The 15,110-nt window shown below is 47.5% G+C and carries 16 protein-coding genes, 2 tRNA genes and 1 pseudogene; 16 read left to right on the top strand and 3 right to left on the bottom strand.

All coding sequences use genetic code 11. The features are described 5' to 3' along the window. The first annotated feature begins 24 nt into the window (after positions 1-24). The 10 genes from gspF to ACO6V5_RS09365 all read left to right on the top strand — a co-directional run bounded on the left by gspF (position 25) and on the right by ACO6V5_RS09365 (position 6,973). Positions 25-1,245, top strand: coding sequence for a type II secretion system inner membrane protein GspF (gene gspF, locus ACO6V5_RS09410; protein WP_422133310.1), 1,221 nt, complete (start codon positions 25-27; stop codon positions 1,243-1,245). A 148-nt stretch (positions 1,246-1,393) separates the two neighbouring features. Next, complete coding sequence (gspG, locus tag ACO6V5_RS09405) at positions 1,394-1,828, top strand: type II secretion system major pseudopilin GspG (RefSeq protein WP_422133311.1); 435 nt, start codon at positions 1,394-1,396, stop codon at positions 1,826-1,828. Positions 1,829-1,908: 80 nt separating this feature from the next. After that, positions 1,909-2,409 (top strand): prepilin-type N-terminal cleavage/methylation domain-containing protein, encoded by a 501-nt coding sequence (locus ACO6V5_RS09400; protein WP_422133312.1) that lies wholly within the window; start codon positions 1,909-1,911, stop codon positions 2,407-2,409. Then, positions 2,390-2,785, top strand: coding sequence for a type II secretion system minor pseudopilin GspI (gspI, locus tag ACO6V5_RS09395; RefSeq protein ID WP_422133313.1), 396 nt, complete (start codon positions 2,390-2,392; stop codon positions 2,783-2,785). Before ACO6V5_RS09400 ends, gspI begins: the two co-directional genes overlap by 20 nt. Beyond that, positions 2,782-3,549 (top strand): type II secretion system minor pseudopilin GspJ, encoded by a 768-nt coding sequence (gene gspJ / locus ACO6V5_RS09390; protein ID WP_422133314.1) that lies wholly within the window; start codon positions 2,782-2,784, stop codon positions 3,547-3,549. Before gspI ends, gspJ begins: the two co-directional genes overlap by 4 nt. After that, the gene (gspK, locus tag ACO6V5_RS09385) at positions 3,546-4,523 is read left to right on the top strand and encodes a type II secretion system minor pseudopilin GspK (RefSeq protein WP_422133315.1); all 978 of its coding nucleotides are present in this window, start codon (positions 3,546-3,548) and stop codon (positions 4,521-4,523) included. Before gspJ ends, gspK begins: the two co-directional genes overlap by 4 nt. A 9-nt stretch (positions 4,524-4,532) precedes the next feature. Continuing rightward, positions 4,533-5,945: a type II secretion system protein GspL gene (gspL, locus tag ACO6V5_RS09380; RefSeq protein ID WP_422137660.1), complete on the top strand. Its 1,413-nt coding sequence runs from the start codon at positions 4,533-4,535 to the stop codon at positions 5,943-5,945. Positions 5,946-5,950: 5 nt separating this feature from the next. Next, a complete protein-coding gene (gene gspM / locus ACO6V5_RS09375) occupies positions 5,951-6,460 on the top strand; it encodes a type II secretion system protein GspM (RefSeq protein WP_422133317.1) in 510 nt (169 codons plus the stop codon). A 296-nt stretch (positions 6,461-6,756) separates the two neighbouring features. Continuing rightward, positions 6,757-6,832, top strand: a tRNA-Val gene (locus tag ACO6V5_RS09370). 64 nt (positions 6,833-6,896) lie between these two features. Beyond that, positions 6,897-6,973 (top strand) — tRNA-Asp (locus ACO6V5_RS09365). A gap of 553 nt (positions 6,974-7,526) precedes the next feature. On the opposite strand, the pseudogene ACO6V5_RS09360 reads toward ACO6V5_RS09365, so the two are convergent. Beyond that, a pseudogene (locus tag ACO6V5_RS09360) lies at positions 7,527-8,270 on the bottom strand (IS5 family transposase); the annotation flags it as partial. 465 nt (positions 8,271-8,735) lie between these two features. On the opposite strand from ACO6V5_RS09360, the gene ACO6V5_RS09355 reads away from it, so the two are divergent. After that, complete coding sequence (locus tag ACO6V5_RS09355) at positions 8,736-8,942, top strand: cold-shock protein (RefSeq protein ID WP_257275284.1); 207 nt, start codon at positions 8,736-8,738, stop codon at positions 8,940-8,942. 80 nt (positions 8,943-9,022) lie between these two features. Further along, positions 9,023-9,241 (top strand): hypothetical protein, encoded by a 219-nt coding sequence (locus ACO6V5_RS09350; protein WP_422442369.1) that lies wholly within the window; start codon positions 9,023-9,025, stop codon positions 9,239-9,241. A 90-nt stretch (positions 9,242-9,331) separates the two neighbouring features. Here ACO6V5_RS09350 and ACO6V5_RS09345 read toward each other — a convergent pair whose 3' ends face one another. Continuing rightward, entirely contained in the window at positions 9,332-9,694 is a 363-nt protein-coding gene (locus ACO6V5_RS09345; RefSeq protein WP_422442371.1) for a hypothetical protein, read from the bottom strand. Positions 9,695-9,984: 290 nt separating this feature from the next. On the opposite strand from ACO6V5_RS09345, the gene ACO6V5_RS09340 reads away from it, so the two are divergent. The 4 genes from ACO6V5_RS09340 to ACO6V5_RS09325 all read left to right on the top strand — a co-directional run bounded on the left by ACO6V5_RS09340 (position 9,985) and on the right by ACO6V5_RS09325 (position 13,504). Next, entirely contained in the window at positions 9,985-10,164 is a 180-nt protein-coding gene (locus tag ACO6V5_RS09340; RefSeq protein ID WP_422442372.1) for a hypothetical protein, read from the top strand. Between the two features lie 369 nt (positions 10,165-10,533). Next, positions 10,534-10,746 carry a hypothetical protein gene (locus ACO6V5_RS09335; RefSeq protein WP_422442374.1) on the top strand — a complete coding sequence of 71 codons (213 nt, stop codon included), beginning with the start codon at positions 10,534-10,536 and terminating at the stop codon, positions 10,744-10,746. A gap of 723 nt (positions 10,747-11,469) precedes the next feature. Then, on the top strand, positions 11,470-13,026 hold the full coding sequence (gene dcm, locus ACO6V5_RS09330; protein ID WP_422413789.1) for a DNA (cytosine-5-)-methyltransferase: 1,557 nt from the start codon (positions 11,470-11,472) through the stop codon (positions 13,024-13,026). A 13-nt stretch (positions 13,027-13,039) separates the two neighbouring features. Continuing rightward, positions 13,040-13,504, top strand: coding sequence for a very short patch repair endonuclease (locus tag ACO6V5_RS09325; protein WP_422413787.1), 465 nt, complete (start codon positions 13,040-13,042; stop codon positions 13,502-13,504). On the opposite strand, the gene ACO6V5_RS09320 is transcribed toward ACO6V5_RS09325, so the two are convergent. Continuing rightward, a complete protein-coding gene (locus ACO6V5_RS09320) occupies positions 13,492-14,733 on the bottom strand; it encodes a type II restriction endonuclease (RefSeq protein WP_422413785.1) in 1,242 nt (413 codons plus the stop codon). The genes ACO6V5_RS09325 and ACO6V5_RS09320 overlap by 13 nt on opposite strands. Positions 14,734-15,110: the final 377 nt, after the last annotated feature.

Here is a 15,110-nt window from a genome sequence, read left to right as displayed (position 1 = left end):
ATCGGAGGCGGATCACCGCACGACATGGCTGCATATGAATACATCGCCCTCGACCAGCAGGGCAAACAGCATAAGGGAACACTGGAAGCCGACAGTAACCGGCATGTCCGGCAGATGCTTCGTGATAAAGAGTTGACCCCCCTATCGGTCAATCAGGTCTCAGAGCAGAAACAGAATGCCTCCGGTGGTTTGTCCACGCTCTTTCAACGTGGTGTTTCTGCTGTTGAGCTCGCTACTCTGACTCGTCAGTTAGCCACTCTCATTCAGGCGGCCATGCCTGTAGAGGAAGCGCTTTATGGTGTCGCTTCCCAGCAGGAAAAGCGCAGGCTCAAAAATATACTGCTGGCGATTCGTTCCAAGGTACTTGAAGGTTTCACATTGGCCCAGAGCCTTGAAGATTTTCCTCATATTTTCCCCCAGATGTTCCGGGCCACGGTGGCAGCCGGTGAACATGCCGGATATTTGGACAAAGTACTGAACCGGTTGGCGGACTACACAGAAGCCAGAATGAAATCCACCCAGAAAATTCAACAGGCTCTTTTGTACCCCATCATACTGCTGATGGCGGCTCTGGGGATCGTTAGTTTTCTTCTGGGCTATGTGGTGCCCGATGTCGTAAAGGTCTTCGTCGACACGGGTCAGGATTTGCCAGGCATTACCGTTGCACTGATCGCTGCCAGTGAAGGATTCCAGACCTACTGGCCCGTTATTTTCGGTATTATTTTCTTTGGAATTGTCGCATTCAGGCAGGCGCTGAAGAAGCCGACATTCCGGATGTCATGGGATCGTTTCTTTTTACGCTTACCCATTCTTGGCCGCTTTAGTAGAACATTAAGTGCCGCAAGATTTGCCAGCACCCTGAGCATACTCACCCGAAGTGGTGTTTCGCTGGTGGAAGCCCTGATTATTGCCGCACAGGTTATTGATAACCGGGCAATTTGTGATGCGGTTAAAGATGTTGCCAGAAGGGTCAGTGAAGGTTCCAGTCTGAACCGAGCCTTGGCTGAAACCGGTTATTTCCCACCTTTGATGCTTCACATGATTGGCAGTGGTGAATCGACTGGTGAGCTGGACGAAATGCTGGACAGAACGGCTCAGAATCAGCAGATGGAGCTGGATGGGAGGATATCCCTCTTGCTGGGGCTTTTTGAACCCTTAATGTTGGTGGTTATGGGCGGTGTAGTCATGGTGATTGTGTTAGCCATATTGCTGCCCATTCTTAACATGAACCAGCTTTTAAACTGAATGCAGTGAGCATGGCTTTTAAAGCAATGTTCGTAAAGGTTGAAACAGGACGTACACGACAGAATCTGCCGCTTGACTGACAGATTTCTGGAAGTGGGGGCAGCAATCCCATTTCCTCGGTACGGAATCCATTGATGAGGTCGTGAAAATGATGACAAGACAGGTACAAAGAGGTTTTACCCTCATAGAGATCATGGTGGTTGTCGTGATCCTGGGAATACTGGCTGCCATGGTGGCGCCAAAAATTCTCAGCCGTCCTGATCAGGCCAAGATTACAGTGGCCAGGTCGGATATTGAAACGCTCTCCCAGGCGCTTGAATTATACAGACTGGACAATGGTTTTTATCCTTCGACGGATCAGGGTCTGGATGCCCTGATCAAGAAGCCTACCATCGCTCCTGAGCCTAGAAACTGGAATCCGGAGGGCTATTTGAAAAAAGCTCCGGTTGACCCTTGGGGGAATGCCTACATTTATCTGCAGCCTGGTAATCATGGAAAATACGATCTCTATTCTCAGGGGGCTGATGGCCGTGAGGGTGGTGAAGGTCTTAATGCAGATATTACCAACTGGGAAGAGTCTTGAACTCAATTCTGATATCGGATTAAAACTTCCAAAGTTAAAGGGGCTCAATGAACAGTATGGTATCGGAAGGAAGCAGGACAGTGATTAACAAAAATCAGGGTTTTACTCTGGTTGAATTGCTCGTTGTCATTCTGATTATAGGTATATTGCTGGGTATTACTCTATTGAGCCCAATGACTGGGAATGTTCAAAAAACAGTTCAGGAGCAGGCGGCAAGATTACAGATTTTGTTCTCTCAGGTCAGGGACAAAGCGCTCCTGGATAATGCCGAATACGGCTTTTCCATTGATGAGAATGGGCGTTACTACTGGTGGGTATTGCCGCTGGAAAGTAATGAATGGATTGTGATTACAGAGACACCTTTTCAGCCCTACAGGATGCCGGAAAGTCTGGATGTTTATCTGTATACAGATGAGGACGATCTACCCTTTCTCGAACCCACAGATGTCGGCCCTGATGTTGTTTTTTATTCAGACTATCAGGTGACCCCTTTTTCTCTATTCGTGATCCCCAGTGAAAACAAAAAGCAGAGGGTGGTGCTGATAACCGATGGCTTGTCCGATGTCGAAGTCGTCCGCTAGTATTTTTGGTTTCACCCTTATTGAGGTGATGGTGGCTGTGGTCATTTTTGCTTTAGCCGCTTCCATGTTGATGCTGGCAGACGGTAACAGTATCCGCCAAACCCGCTATATGCAGGAAAAGGTTTTGGCTGCACAGCTGGCTGACCAGTATCTGAGCCGTATCCAGGCAGAAAAAAACTGGCCTGATAAAGGGGTCAGAGGAAAGGTTGAAAACTATGTTGGGTATGACTGGTACGTTCGTCAAACCGTCAGGGATACCACCAAGAGAGACTTCAGAAAAATTGTTGTGGATGTCTTTGTGGGTGTTCAGAAGCCTGATGGTGACGATATTCCGATATTCTCTCTGGAGTCCTATCTGAGGAAGCCCAGAAAATGAACGGAAGCAAGGGGTTTACACTGCTTGAGCTGATGATAGCCATAATGCTCTTTGCCATGATCAGCACGGCGGCCTACAAGTTGTTCGATTCAGTGAGTCGGGCTCAGCAGGTGACCGATGGCATTCTGGACAGTTTGGATGAAATTCAGCGGGCGAAGCTGATTCTGGAGAAAGATCTGTTCCAGTTGGCGGCAAGACCGGTACGGGATGAATTTGGTGAGATTCTACCAGCCGTCAAGTCTCCCAGTCTTGATGGCTTTGTTCTGGAATTTACCCGTGCTGGCTGGCGTAACCCGCTGATGGAGCTGAGGAGCAACCTGCAACGAGTTGCTTATAACCTGGAAGACGATGAGCTGGTTCGTTACTACTGGTTAATGTTGGACAGGGCTCCTGATCCGGTTCTGATAAGGCAGGTTATTCTCGACAATGTGCAGGCATTGAAAGTCCGTTTTATGGACGAAAAGAAGCGCTGGAAGAACAGCTGGCCACCGGAAAAAAAATCCCGGAGACCGAAACCGGCAACTGGAGCAAAGAAAACAGAAGATCCGGTGATGCCCCACGCAATAGAGCTGACGATGCAGCACGGGAATTTTGGAAAACTGGTAACGATTTTGCCTGCTCTAGACTACAAGTCCCCGAATGCTCATACAAAACCGGATCAGGAACAGGGTAAAGATCAGAATAGAGCAGGGCGAATGTCTTTCATACCAGAGCTGTATGAGAGTGACTATGAAGAAGGTGATGAGAAAGAGGAAGAACGATGAGGCCAGTTAACCGGCAGCGTGGCATTGCCCTGATCTATGTGCTCTTGATCTTCGCGATGATTACCTTGATGGCTTCCCAGATGATGACCAGTCTCTGGCTCCACACTGAAAAAAATACCCATTATCTGGAGCGTATACAGGCCAGACATCTGGCTCTGGGGGCTGAAAACTATGTTGCTTTATTGCTAGAGCAGGATGCGGAAGAAGACAAGAAAAAGAAAAAAATCATGGATCACGAAAGTGAACGCTGGAATATACAAGAAGTGGGCTATGCCGTTGATCAGGGGGATATCGAGTTGGTCATTGTTGATGAAACCAGTCGGTTTAACCTGAACTGGCTCGCCGCAGATGCACTGGACGGACAAAAGTTTCGTGGAATGTTCGAGATCATACTGCAAAATCTGGGCCTGAATGTACAGATTGCCTCAGCCATCAAGGACTGGATTGATCATGACCAGGAACCCTCAGAAGACGGTGGAGAAGATAATAATTATCTGTCCATGGATCCGCCGAGAAGAACTTCTGATGCTCCGTTTGTTTCATTATCCGAGTTAAGACTGATTAAGGGCGTTGGTATTGATGAGTTTGAATTGTTAGCTCCTCTGGTAACCGCTTTGCCAGACACTACCAGTATCAACGTCAATACGGTGCTGCCTGAAGTAATGCGTTCACTGTCTGATAAACTCACAGAAAGTGATGTAGAGACTATTATTGATGCTCAGAGTGCAGAAGGGTTCGTCAGACTGGAAGATCTGGCCAGGCTGCCGGCCCTGAAAGATAAAACTGCCGCTCTTAAAGAAGTGCCTCTGGATGTTGCCAGCCAATATTTTACTGCTTACATCAAGGCAACGTATCGAGATACGTCATTCTATTTAAAAACCCTTATGTATCGTAATACAGAGGGACAGGTTCAAATCGCCGGTCGTGAGATTGGACCCAACGACTACTGGGTAAGTGCCAAGAAGGAATCCTGAGGTCTAATAATGAAAAACATCCTGTTGATTCGGATACCACCGCCGGTTTCCCGGATTGAGACGAACACTCGAGTTCAGTGGGGGGCTTTTGCCAGTAACGGACAGCTCTTGGGAGATGTCCATATCTCGGAGCTGGGTCAAGTCAAAAATGACTGGGTCCAGTTTGTTATCCATAAGCCTGATAACAAAGAGCTGGACGAGACCACTCTGGAAGATGAAATGCCGGACCAGGTGTTAGTGCTTTTGCCAGGGACTCTGGTCATGCACAAGCGGCTACCTATTAACAGTGGTCAGCGAAAGCATCTTTCAACCGCGCTGCCCTTTATGATTGAAGAGGAACTAGCCGATGACATCGAGTCTATGCACCTGGCCAGTTATCTAAACAGGAAAAGTGAACAAGTTTACGTGTCGGCTGTTCCCCATGAGCAGATGCAATCTCTATTAGCCTGTCTTGACGAGCAGGGGGTTTCCGCCCAGCAAGTTATGGCTGAGCTACAGTTTTTGCAGGGCGTTCCGCGAGAATTAAACCTCCTTCTTGAAAATGATTCCTCTATTCTTTCTGCACCCGACCAAGCCAGTGTTTGTCTCGACTACGAAGCTCTCAAGTTTGTTTTGGGTCATTGGGGGGAAAAGGTCAGTGAAGATATTATTCACACGGATGAGGAGCTGATAGCTGAAGATGCTGAGGCTCTTGTTAGTGCCAGAATAAGATTTGCTGATGGTCTGGTGTCATTGGCTACTGAGAAGAGAGATCAGGTGAAACAATGGCTGGAAGAAAACGGCTGGCTGGTGGAAGAAGAACCATTGACTGGCACTGTTTTTGAGTATCTGGCGGCGTTGTATTTTTCATCCAAAAGATCTGCCGACTTAGTTGACCTTCGTTATGGCCCTTATCAATGCCCTAAAAGAGCTACCCGCAAGATGCGCCGCTGGAAGCCTCTGGCCCTGGTGGCTTCCATCTGGTTGCTGCTTGAGCTGGGTTTAAAAGTCGGGGAAGGAGTTTTGTATCAACAGAAAGCCCAAGAGTACTGGCAGGATAGCGCAGAGCTCTACTTGGAAGTCTTTCCACAGGATCAGCAGGTGCTTGAGGCCCAGACACATTCAGTTGGAAGCATTAACCTGAAGGGGCGTATGGAAAGTCGATTGAAAAATGTCGGTCAAAGTGCCACTGGAGAAGCCTTTTTACCTTTGCTGCAACAGGTTTCTGCTGTGTCATCTTCTTTGTCAGATTTTAAGCTGAAGCCGGTCAGCATGGATTTCAATGAAGCGACAGGAGCACTGGTGCTGGAGTTGAAAGCAGACAATCTTGAAGGGGTTGATAAGCTGTTGGCGGCAGTAAAATCATCCGGGCTAAGCGCACGCCTGGATAGTGCCAACCAGGAAAAAACGGGCGTAAATGCTCGAATGACGATAGGCAGGTGAAGCTGATGAAACTGACTCATCTACTCGAGAGAAGTCCGCTCTGGCTCCAGCTTCGGGCTAAGTACGAGCTGATGCCGGAGAAAGATCGAAGAGCATTGCATCTTCTGACAGCACTCCTTTTGTTGGCTTCAGTCTATCTGTTCGTTTGGAAGCCTATAACCGAATGGAGTGAAAAGCAGCAGGAAGAGTTCACTCACCAACAATCCATTTATGAATGGATGGCAGATAATGTTGATCAAGCAAAACAAGCTCAAAGGAAACAAAGGGCTGCAGGTGCAAAAAAAGACCTTTCTACTATTGTATCGGGCAGTGCCAGACAATCAGAACTGACATTAAGTCGTGTTCAACCTGATCGTAAAGGTTTGGGAGTCTGGATAGAAGATGCGGCCTATCAGAAGCTTCTGGCTTGGATGGTTGCATTGGATACCCGTTATGAAGTGACTATTCAGCAGATAAAAATCGATCGAGGTAAAGAAGAGGGTCGAGTGAAAGTCTATATGCATCTTGCAAATTGATTCTGGCAGATACGGGGGCTCCATCAAAAGCTTTCGTATCTCTGAATAAACGACAGCTTTAAGATTGAATTTTGGTGCTTTCTTCTTGGTTTTAAAGGAGAGTTTGAGTTGTCAAAAATAGACTCATGTTTTTGTAAACTCATTGATAGCATATCGCTGATATTGAAAACACAGAAAAACTCTCAGCTAGAACACAAAAGTTCTTCTTTTTACGTGTTTTTTTCCTTGACACTTTCATCTGATCTGCATAACATTCGCTCCACTTCAGCGCACTGCACCGCGCAGAGAGAGAAGTCGGGTGATTAGCTCAGCTGGGAGAGCATCTGCCTTACAAGCAGAGGGTCGGCGGTTCGATCCCGTCATCACCCACCAGTTTCTCTAAAGGGGTTGCGTGACCGCATACTGGCTACTTTGGGCGGTATGTGTAGGGTTCAGCGGACCGGTAGTTCAGTTGGTTAGAATGCCGGCCTGTCACGCCGGAGGTCGCGGGTTCGAGTCCCGTCCGGTCCGCCATATAACAAAAAACCTGTAGGCTGTGGTCTACAGGTTTTTTCTGTTTTGGCCCTACGTTTAAAGGGTTTTTGCAACTTTTGCCGGTTTTGCAAAACGGACTTTTTCACTGTTTTTCCTCCTGTTCCTCTCTGTTTTTCTCTCTTCTCGGTTTTTTTGGAGGAATTGGGGTGTCACTTCCTCCACTTTGGTTTTTCTTTTCAAATCAGTACGTTAGTTTGGTTTTTGGGCTGGAGGTCGATGTCGGGTTCGTGGGCGATTTTATGCTGGGCGGATAAAACTGATTACAAACCAGTGTCTACTAATGTTGCGGTGGTTTGCTTTCTAAAATGTTCCCGCTGCTCAGACCAGAGCATCGGGAAGGGTTTCATACAGTCTTTCATCGACAGCTGCCACTTACCCTCGTAGCACAAAATATCTTCCTGAATATCCGGAGCCAGACAGGTCAGGCGGATGCACTTTGAGACCCTGGCCTTGTCCACCTTCTCTTTCTCAGCCAGCTGCTTGATGCCAGGGAGCGTTCTTTTCTAACCAGACAATCAATTTACTGATGTTGTCAAGCTAACCAGATCATGATGGCTGCTATCTGAAGCATTTTCATATAATTGCGTGCCAAGCGTTCATAGCGAGTTGCAACTCGCCGAAAGTTCTTGAGCTTTTGGAATAGTCGCTCAATTAGATTTCGCTACTTGTAGATTTCTTTGTCATATTTTCGCTGATCTATCCGATTTCGCTTCGGAGGAATCACTGCTTCAGCACCTGACTTCTTGACCTCGAGGAGGAGTGCATTTGAGTCATATCCCTTGTCAGCAAGAACGAAGTCCGCTGAAAATCCCTCTATCATGGCATTTGCCTGTTCTTACTCTGATGCTTGTCCAGCTGTGAGAATGAAGCGAACAGGATTACCAAGTGCATCCGTTGCAGTGTGGATCCTGGTTGTTAAACCTCCCCTTGATTTTCCAACTGCTTCGGCACTGTTATCCGTTTTTTTGGAGCACCGTGTTGATGAACACGGGTGATTGATCCGTCAACCATGAGGTATTCCGTATCACAATCCTGACTCAGTTTTTCAAAGACTTGATTGCATATTCCTTTCGAGCTCCAGCGACTGAATCGGTTGTATATTATTGTGCCAATCACCGAACTCTTCAGGCATGTCTCTCCACGGTACTCGGGTACGAGCAAGCCAGAGAATCGACTCAATGAATAACCTGTTGTCAGCTGTTGGTCCGGGGTCAGAGACTTTACCCGGCAGCATGTCTTTGACCCGATCCCATTGTTTATCTTTGAGTACTGTGCGAGTTGTAGCAGACCTAAACGCCGCATTCTAGATCACTTTCAGGTGTCTTTCCGGTCAGGTTACTGATGTTTTTATCTGTTCGGTCGGTTGGATAATAACGCGCCCTGGTCGAGGTTCAGGAGGATGCAGAGAGTTGGAGGGCATTGTGCCTTTCGGCAAGCGTAAAGGCAGATTCTGGACGAGTGGTACAAATCATCGAGCCAGAAAGGCACTACTCACAGAATTAATGCTAATTGAGTAGTTACCACCGTTAATGATTGTTTTATACTCGTTGTTAAAAGCTCGAAGCCATGTAAAATGGGCACCAGGTTATAAGTGCGTTTGATTCTTTATGTATAGATTTAGTGTTCTGAGCGTAGTGGCTCGTCCTGTTCTTCATAAGCGATAACAAAACTTCTAGCTTTACCGCCTTATCCGTGGCATACACGGCAAGGTATTTTGCTTAAAAAAAATCAGGATATGATTATGTCTACTACTACCGGTACTGTTAAGTGGTTCAACGAAGAGAAAGGTTTTGGTTTCATCGCTCAGGAGAATGGTCCTGACGTGTTCGCCCATTTCCGTCAGATCGTTGGTGACGGTTTCAAAACCCTGACTGAAGGCCAGCAGGTTGAATTTCGAGTGACCCAGGGTCAGAAAGGTCCTCAGGCAGAAGACATCCGTCCTCTGTAAAGATTGAGCTACGTACTATGTAGCTGAGATGCTTCACATTGGTGAAGGTGAAAAGGCAATACCTCAGGGTGTTGCCTTTTTTGCGTTCAGGGAAGAGTAAAAGGGAAGACCATGGCCACTACCAACATCTGGCAACAGTTCAGGCGCTTATCCCGGAAGGAAGCAAGGTTATAGCTACAATCACCGCGCTCAATGGCAATGGAACGAGTCAGTCAGAGCTAAGCGGTGGTTCAGTCGTGACAGTGAGGAGAGAGTCTGTGGGACTAGGGCAGAAGGCTTTTATTCAGGGGGAGAGGTAAAGGGGGCTGCGCCGGATTTGGCGCTGCATGAGGTGGAGGTTTGAGAACATCAGGCATCAGGGCGCAATTCAGGTTCTCGTAAATTTATTATTACCCGTCATTGTTTATTCCCCCTCCTGAACTGAAACTGTCATCGTATGAAGAACCAAATGAGCCATCAAATGATGAACTTAAAGAGCCATGCATATCGGAATCCAGAGAGTCATTCATATTTGTACCATTCAGGCTTTTGCCTATATCAATGCCGCCAATGCTGTCGTCCACCATTTTATCATTCTGATGACTATCAAGCTTCAGGCGGGTAATGGTTTTTCGAGCCAGTGCCTTTTGCTTGGCTGGCAGGGCTGGGTTAGGTGATATTTCATCGGGTGAAAAATTGATCACAAAGGTATGCTCCGCCATGCCAATAGTGCCTTCAACTGCTGATAAGGCTTCTTCTTTTCTTTCTGCCAACTGGCCCAATCCCGAATCAACCCGTTGCAAAGGGAAGCATTGCCAGCCCCAGCCAGTCCATCCCGCACGTCTGAGGGTGAGAACACAAAAGCCGGGGTTCGCTCCTGAATATCTTCACCGTTCTTTTGCGGCAGTCAATAATTGCGGTGAGGGTCCCACACCGCAAAACGGCCATCAGTCATGGCGTAAAGCACAAGGCCAGGGTTGGCAGGGCGATCAGTTTAGCAAAATCGTCGTAAACCCTCGCCCAATCGAGGGTGTCGCAAAACTCTCTCCGGCGAGGGAACGCGTTGACTCCCGTCATTGCCGGCTTCATTCTCGTCATTCCCGCGAAGGCGGGAATCCACAATGACTCTCCACCAGAACCATACTGCCCGGTGTCCCCCTGGCTTTGTCATCTCCGAGAAGGCAGAGATCCACCGTTGGAGCTGGATTCCCGCCTTCGCGGGAATGACGACTTCAGAGCGTGAGAACGAGCTGTTGAAGTTTTGCGACACCCTCAATCGGGCGGGGATATAAGACGGGAACGCAGAGCGTTCCGGTTGAGTATTTGTACGTAGTTGGTTATATTTCCCATCGGTCTGTGTCTATGCAGAGACTCACGGTGACGAAAACCAAGCACTGTTAACAAAAAATTAAGGCAGAGACAACTGCCCAACCGCCCTTGAAGAACCAGACGAGCCCATACCTGAGTGACCCGTTAAGGCTGCGGCAAATCAAACAAAAGATCAATAAATAACCGAGGGGCACCCGGTTACTGCTGATGGAGGCTTCTGTGTAAGTCCAGTCGCTATAGGCTGGCTGTAGCCTGTGAAGTCAGAAGCCTCGCCTGACAGAGGGTGTCGCAAAACTCTCTCCGGCGTGGGAGCGCGCTGACTCCCGTCATTGTCGGCTTCATTCTCGTCATTCCCGCGAAGGCGGGAATCCACACTGACTCTCCACCAGAACCATACTGCCCGGTGTCCCCCTGGCCTTGTCATCCCCGAGAAGGCAGAGATCCACCGTTGGCGCTGGATTCCCGCCTTCGCGGGAATGACGACTTCAGAGCGTGAGAACGAGCTGTTGAAGTTTTGCGACACCCTCGCAGAGCGTGGAAACGAGTTGTTGGGCTTTTGCGACACCCTCGACAAGGCGGGAAGTGTCAGATGGTTGACAGCGATCAGTCGGTTACTGATTGTGGCTGGTTGCATAAGCTTGTTGTTAACTGTTGTGGGTCAAGCTGGCTACTGTATTGCTCATATTAAGAAAAGACTGAGATACTGAGTCGTACACGCTATCAAGTGTTTTTCCCTATCCGGCCAAACATGTACGATAGTCTATGTTAAGTGCTTCTATGTATCTGTTGAAATTTTCTTTCGCTGAATTGTCAGCTACGTGGCGTACAAGTTTTATGTGTCTAAGTGGAAAATTCAACCAAAAAGTCAGTTTTGAGCTGGCGGCTGTTTTTTGTGTGCCCTGAACCCGAGTGATATAAAGAGGTTTATCCTGCTCTCTAAATGAGAATACTGGTGCGTAAGCCCAGGTTGGAGTTTAGAGAGCTCCGGCTACCCGATTTAGTTTTCGTTTACTGAAGGCCTAAAGGCACTTGATTATAAAGGCCTTTCTGAAGTTAAAAGCTGTTTATATTGAGCTCCTGTATAACTAGGCCTACTGGCATGATAGATTTTGGCAAAGTGGCAAAACAACTTCTTTTAGTCTTTTGCCTGGCCCAACGGAACATATCTGACTAGGTTTAAGCTTCGGTTTGAGTAATCTGGCTGGTGTGCCTGCTTTTCATGTTCAGTGTTTCAAAACTTTTCTTCAGAGTGCTTGTGGTGTATACCCTGTCGTGTGCTATGGTCTGTCATGCACGGGAAATACCTCTTGAGTCGCTGGGTCATTTATGTGACTCTGAACAGCACAAAATACCCCGCGAGACTGCAACTTACATGAAACCAAGCAACAAAGAATTGTTGAATAAAACCGTTGAAATATGGGGAAAGAAGAACGTAGCTGAAAAGCTGGGCAAGCACCACTCCGAAATCACCAAATGGTTAAAGCTGGAAGATGGTCCCAGTTTGGATGACAAGCAGCACCATATACTGGCAGGTCTGCTACCTCCCGCGCCAGAGAGGAAGAAAGTATCTTCCTTTAAATTTGTAGACCTGTTTGCTGGTATTGGAGGTATACGCAAGGGCTTTGAAGAGATTGGTGGGGAATGTGTCTTCACCAGTGAGTGGAATAAGTACGCGGTCCAGACTTACAAGGCAAATTATTACAGTGACCCTGATAAGCACACGTTTAATTCTGATATTCGTGAAGTCACTCTAAGTGAAACTCACCCGGAGCTGGATAATGCTGTTGCTGCCTTTGTTGATCAACATGTCCCTGATCATGATGTGCTTCTGGCTGGTTTTCCTTGTCAGCCCTTTTCTCTTGCGGGCGTGTCTAAGAAAAATGCATTGGGCCGTGTGCATGGCTTTGAATGTAAAACCCAAGGAACTCTGTTCTTTGATGTGGCCCGTATTCTCGAAATCAAACAGCCTGCTGCTTTTGTTTTGGAGAACGTCAAGAACCTCAAGAGCCATGACAAGGGAAGGACCTTTCGGGTCATTGCGGAAACGCTGGATGAGCTGGGTTACTGGGTGGCGGATATTGAGGACATGAGCTCCAGGGACCCAAAAATTATTGATGGCAAGAATTTTATTCCACAGCATCGTGAGCGAATTGTGCTGGTGGGCTTCAGAAAGGACTTGAACGTCCACAAGGGTTTTACTCTAAAGGATATCGAAAAGGAACTTCCTGAAAATCGGGTAGCCTTTTCTGCTCTGCTCGATAAAGAAGTGGACGATAAATACATACTGACACCACGCCTTTGGGAATACCTCTACGAATACGCTAAGAAGCATCGTGCAAAGGGTAATGGCTTTGGGTATGGCCTGGTGGACCCTGCACAGCCCGATGCGGTAGCCAGAACCTTGTCAGCCCGGTATCACAAGGACGGGTCTGAAATCTTGATTGATCGTGGCTGGGACAAGACATTGGGTGAGAAAGATTTCTGGAATAGTAAGAATCAGGAACAACGCCCCCGGCGTTTGACTCCCCGAGAGTGTGCTCGTCTGATGGGTTTTGAGCAGCCAGGTGGAGAGGAATTTCGTATTCCTGTTTCGGATACCCAGGCTTACCGACAGTTTGGAAACTCTGTGGTTGTTCCGGTGTTCTCCGCCGTTGCCCGATTGATGAAAGACCGCATCATCGAAGCCAAGAAAAAAGCTGGCTTGAAGCAGAAAAAGATTCTTCATGTGAAAGAGCCAGTTATTCAGCAAGACCTGCTGCAAGCCGAAGGAGCCTGACGGCAACCTGGCTATGGATATTGTTTCCCCCGAGTCTCGTAGTCGAATGATGTCCGGTATTCGGGGCAAGAATACCAAGCCGGAACTTCTGATTCGCAAAGCCCTTCATGCCAGGGGCTTTCGATTTAAATTGCATTCCCAAGATCTCCCGGGAAAGCCGGATCTGGTGTTTCCTCAATATCATGCCGTTATCCAGATTAATGGTTGCTTTTGGCATGGGCATCAGTGTCATTTATTCAAATGGCCTTCCAGTCGACCCGATTTCTGGAGAGAAAAAATCGAAGGAAACCGACAAAGGGATACCAGAAACGTTCAAACACTGCTGGATTTGGGGTGGCGTGTCATGACGTTATGGGAGTGTGCTCTGAAGGGCAAGAAGCGATTGCCATTAGAGCAGTTGACTGAGCTGGTCGAGAATTGGTTGCTGGTAGGCAACCAGCTCGTAGAACTGACAGGGAATATCTCTCAGCAAGCATAAAGTGCTTTGGTCTCCCGGACGAAATCCTCAAGGGTCATCAGCTGATCACGAATGGCCTCAGGATATTTTGCTTTCATCTTCTGGGGAACAACCAGAATTACCCCTTCAGCTTGCATTTCACTGAATTGGTTCTCAGAAACACCTTCCTGTAGTGTAATCAGATGGCACTGGTCAATACGGTTGGCTTCGTTCAATATTTGACGCCAACGATCCTTGCAGGTCGTCTTTACGGCAAGCATTCTAAGTTTTTCCGTGGGGTAGTTGTCATCATGGTAGGCAACCTCGGAGGGGAATAGGAAATCAGGTTTCTTGTTACCTTCGGTAACGGCTTGAGTTGCAAAACTACTAAGACCTTCCTCCCTGAAAATCTGTTCTAGGTGCAGCTCAAGAGAGCGACCACCCCTCGATTTACGTCGATTGCTCACAGAGTTAGCCAGCTTCACAAAGTTTTCGACGGATGAGAATCCTTGAGCAATTCTGGGCAGGAGATGGCTGTCTTCAATCATGCGAAACAGTTTGAACTCCAGCTCTCTCCTCTTCATTAGGCGCTTGTCTGGTAATTCCTTAACAAGTTTCTTGTCAAGCTGGAAGGTAAAATTAACGATTTCTGCTCCACTTGGAAATTCAACTTTCCATACTTCTGGTATTTCAACTTCTCTGATATCAGTGGTTGCAGGCAGAACAGGGATTCCACCAGAAGCATCAGAGCCCGAGATGTAGAGATTTTCACCTGGGTAAATCTGGCCGACAATATCTTCCAGAAAATCTTCTTCAGCTGCATTTCGGCAAACCCACACTCGAACAAGTTTGCAAGCTGTGTTGTCTTCAGGGATGTTGAATGCAAAAAGACTCAGAGCGCCGGTGTTGTTGACATCCTGCAGAGGACTTTGGGGGTCTGCTGATTTCCAGCGAGTTATACGGCATTCATCACGACCATTTCTTCTACCTTCAGAATGCTTGGTGTTGTAATAAATTCCTCTGATTTCACGCTGAGGGCGATTGTGCGAATCGGTGCTAGCATCTAGGAAGACATCCGGGTTTTTGGTAACTCTATCATTAAGGGTGGGGAATAACTGGAAAGCAGCTTCGTTTGGTAGATAGATTCCAACCTGGTGGCTGCCTGTCTGGCCTGTGTCATTACAAGAGAGACGCTTGAGGAACCATCGCCAGCTATTATCGCCTACAGAGTGAAGCCACTGCTGTATATCCGATGTGGAGATTTCAGACATTCATCGAACCTAGATCTATACCAACTTGTACGATTATACCAGTTAAAGATGTTTCATTCATACTCTAAATTCTGATATGGGAATGTCAGCGTCAGTGTTTTTGCACAAGAATGAGTTAAAACTGGTCTCCAGGGATGACCTGACAGCAGGTTATGGATGGGATGAGCTGCCTGAACTTTATTCATCGTTAGTGAAGAAGTAAGGGGTAGATGTTTGCTTCTGGCAGATCACAGAGACCTGCCCGTTAGATCGACTCGGCTAACGACAATTGTCGGTTAAGAAATATGAGTTGATGAAACCTACAGATGAGGGCGTTTAGTTACATTTTCATGCAGATGTTCCTGCCGATCTGAAAGCTTGTATGGATCTGGCTGTTT

The sequence above is a fragment of the Endozoicomonas sp. ALD068 genome (assembly GCF_049310145.1).
Lineage (GTDB): Bacteria > Pseudomonadota > Gammaproteobacteria > Pseudomonadales > Endozoicomonadaceae > Endozoicomonas_A.
The sequence above is the reverse complement of the archived record's forward strand: the minus strand, read 5'-3'. Positions and strand labels throughout refer to the sequence as shown.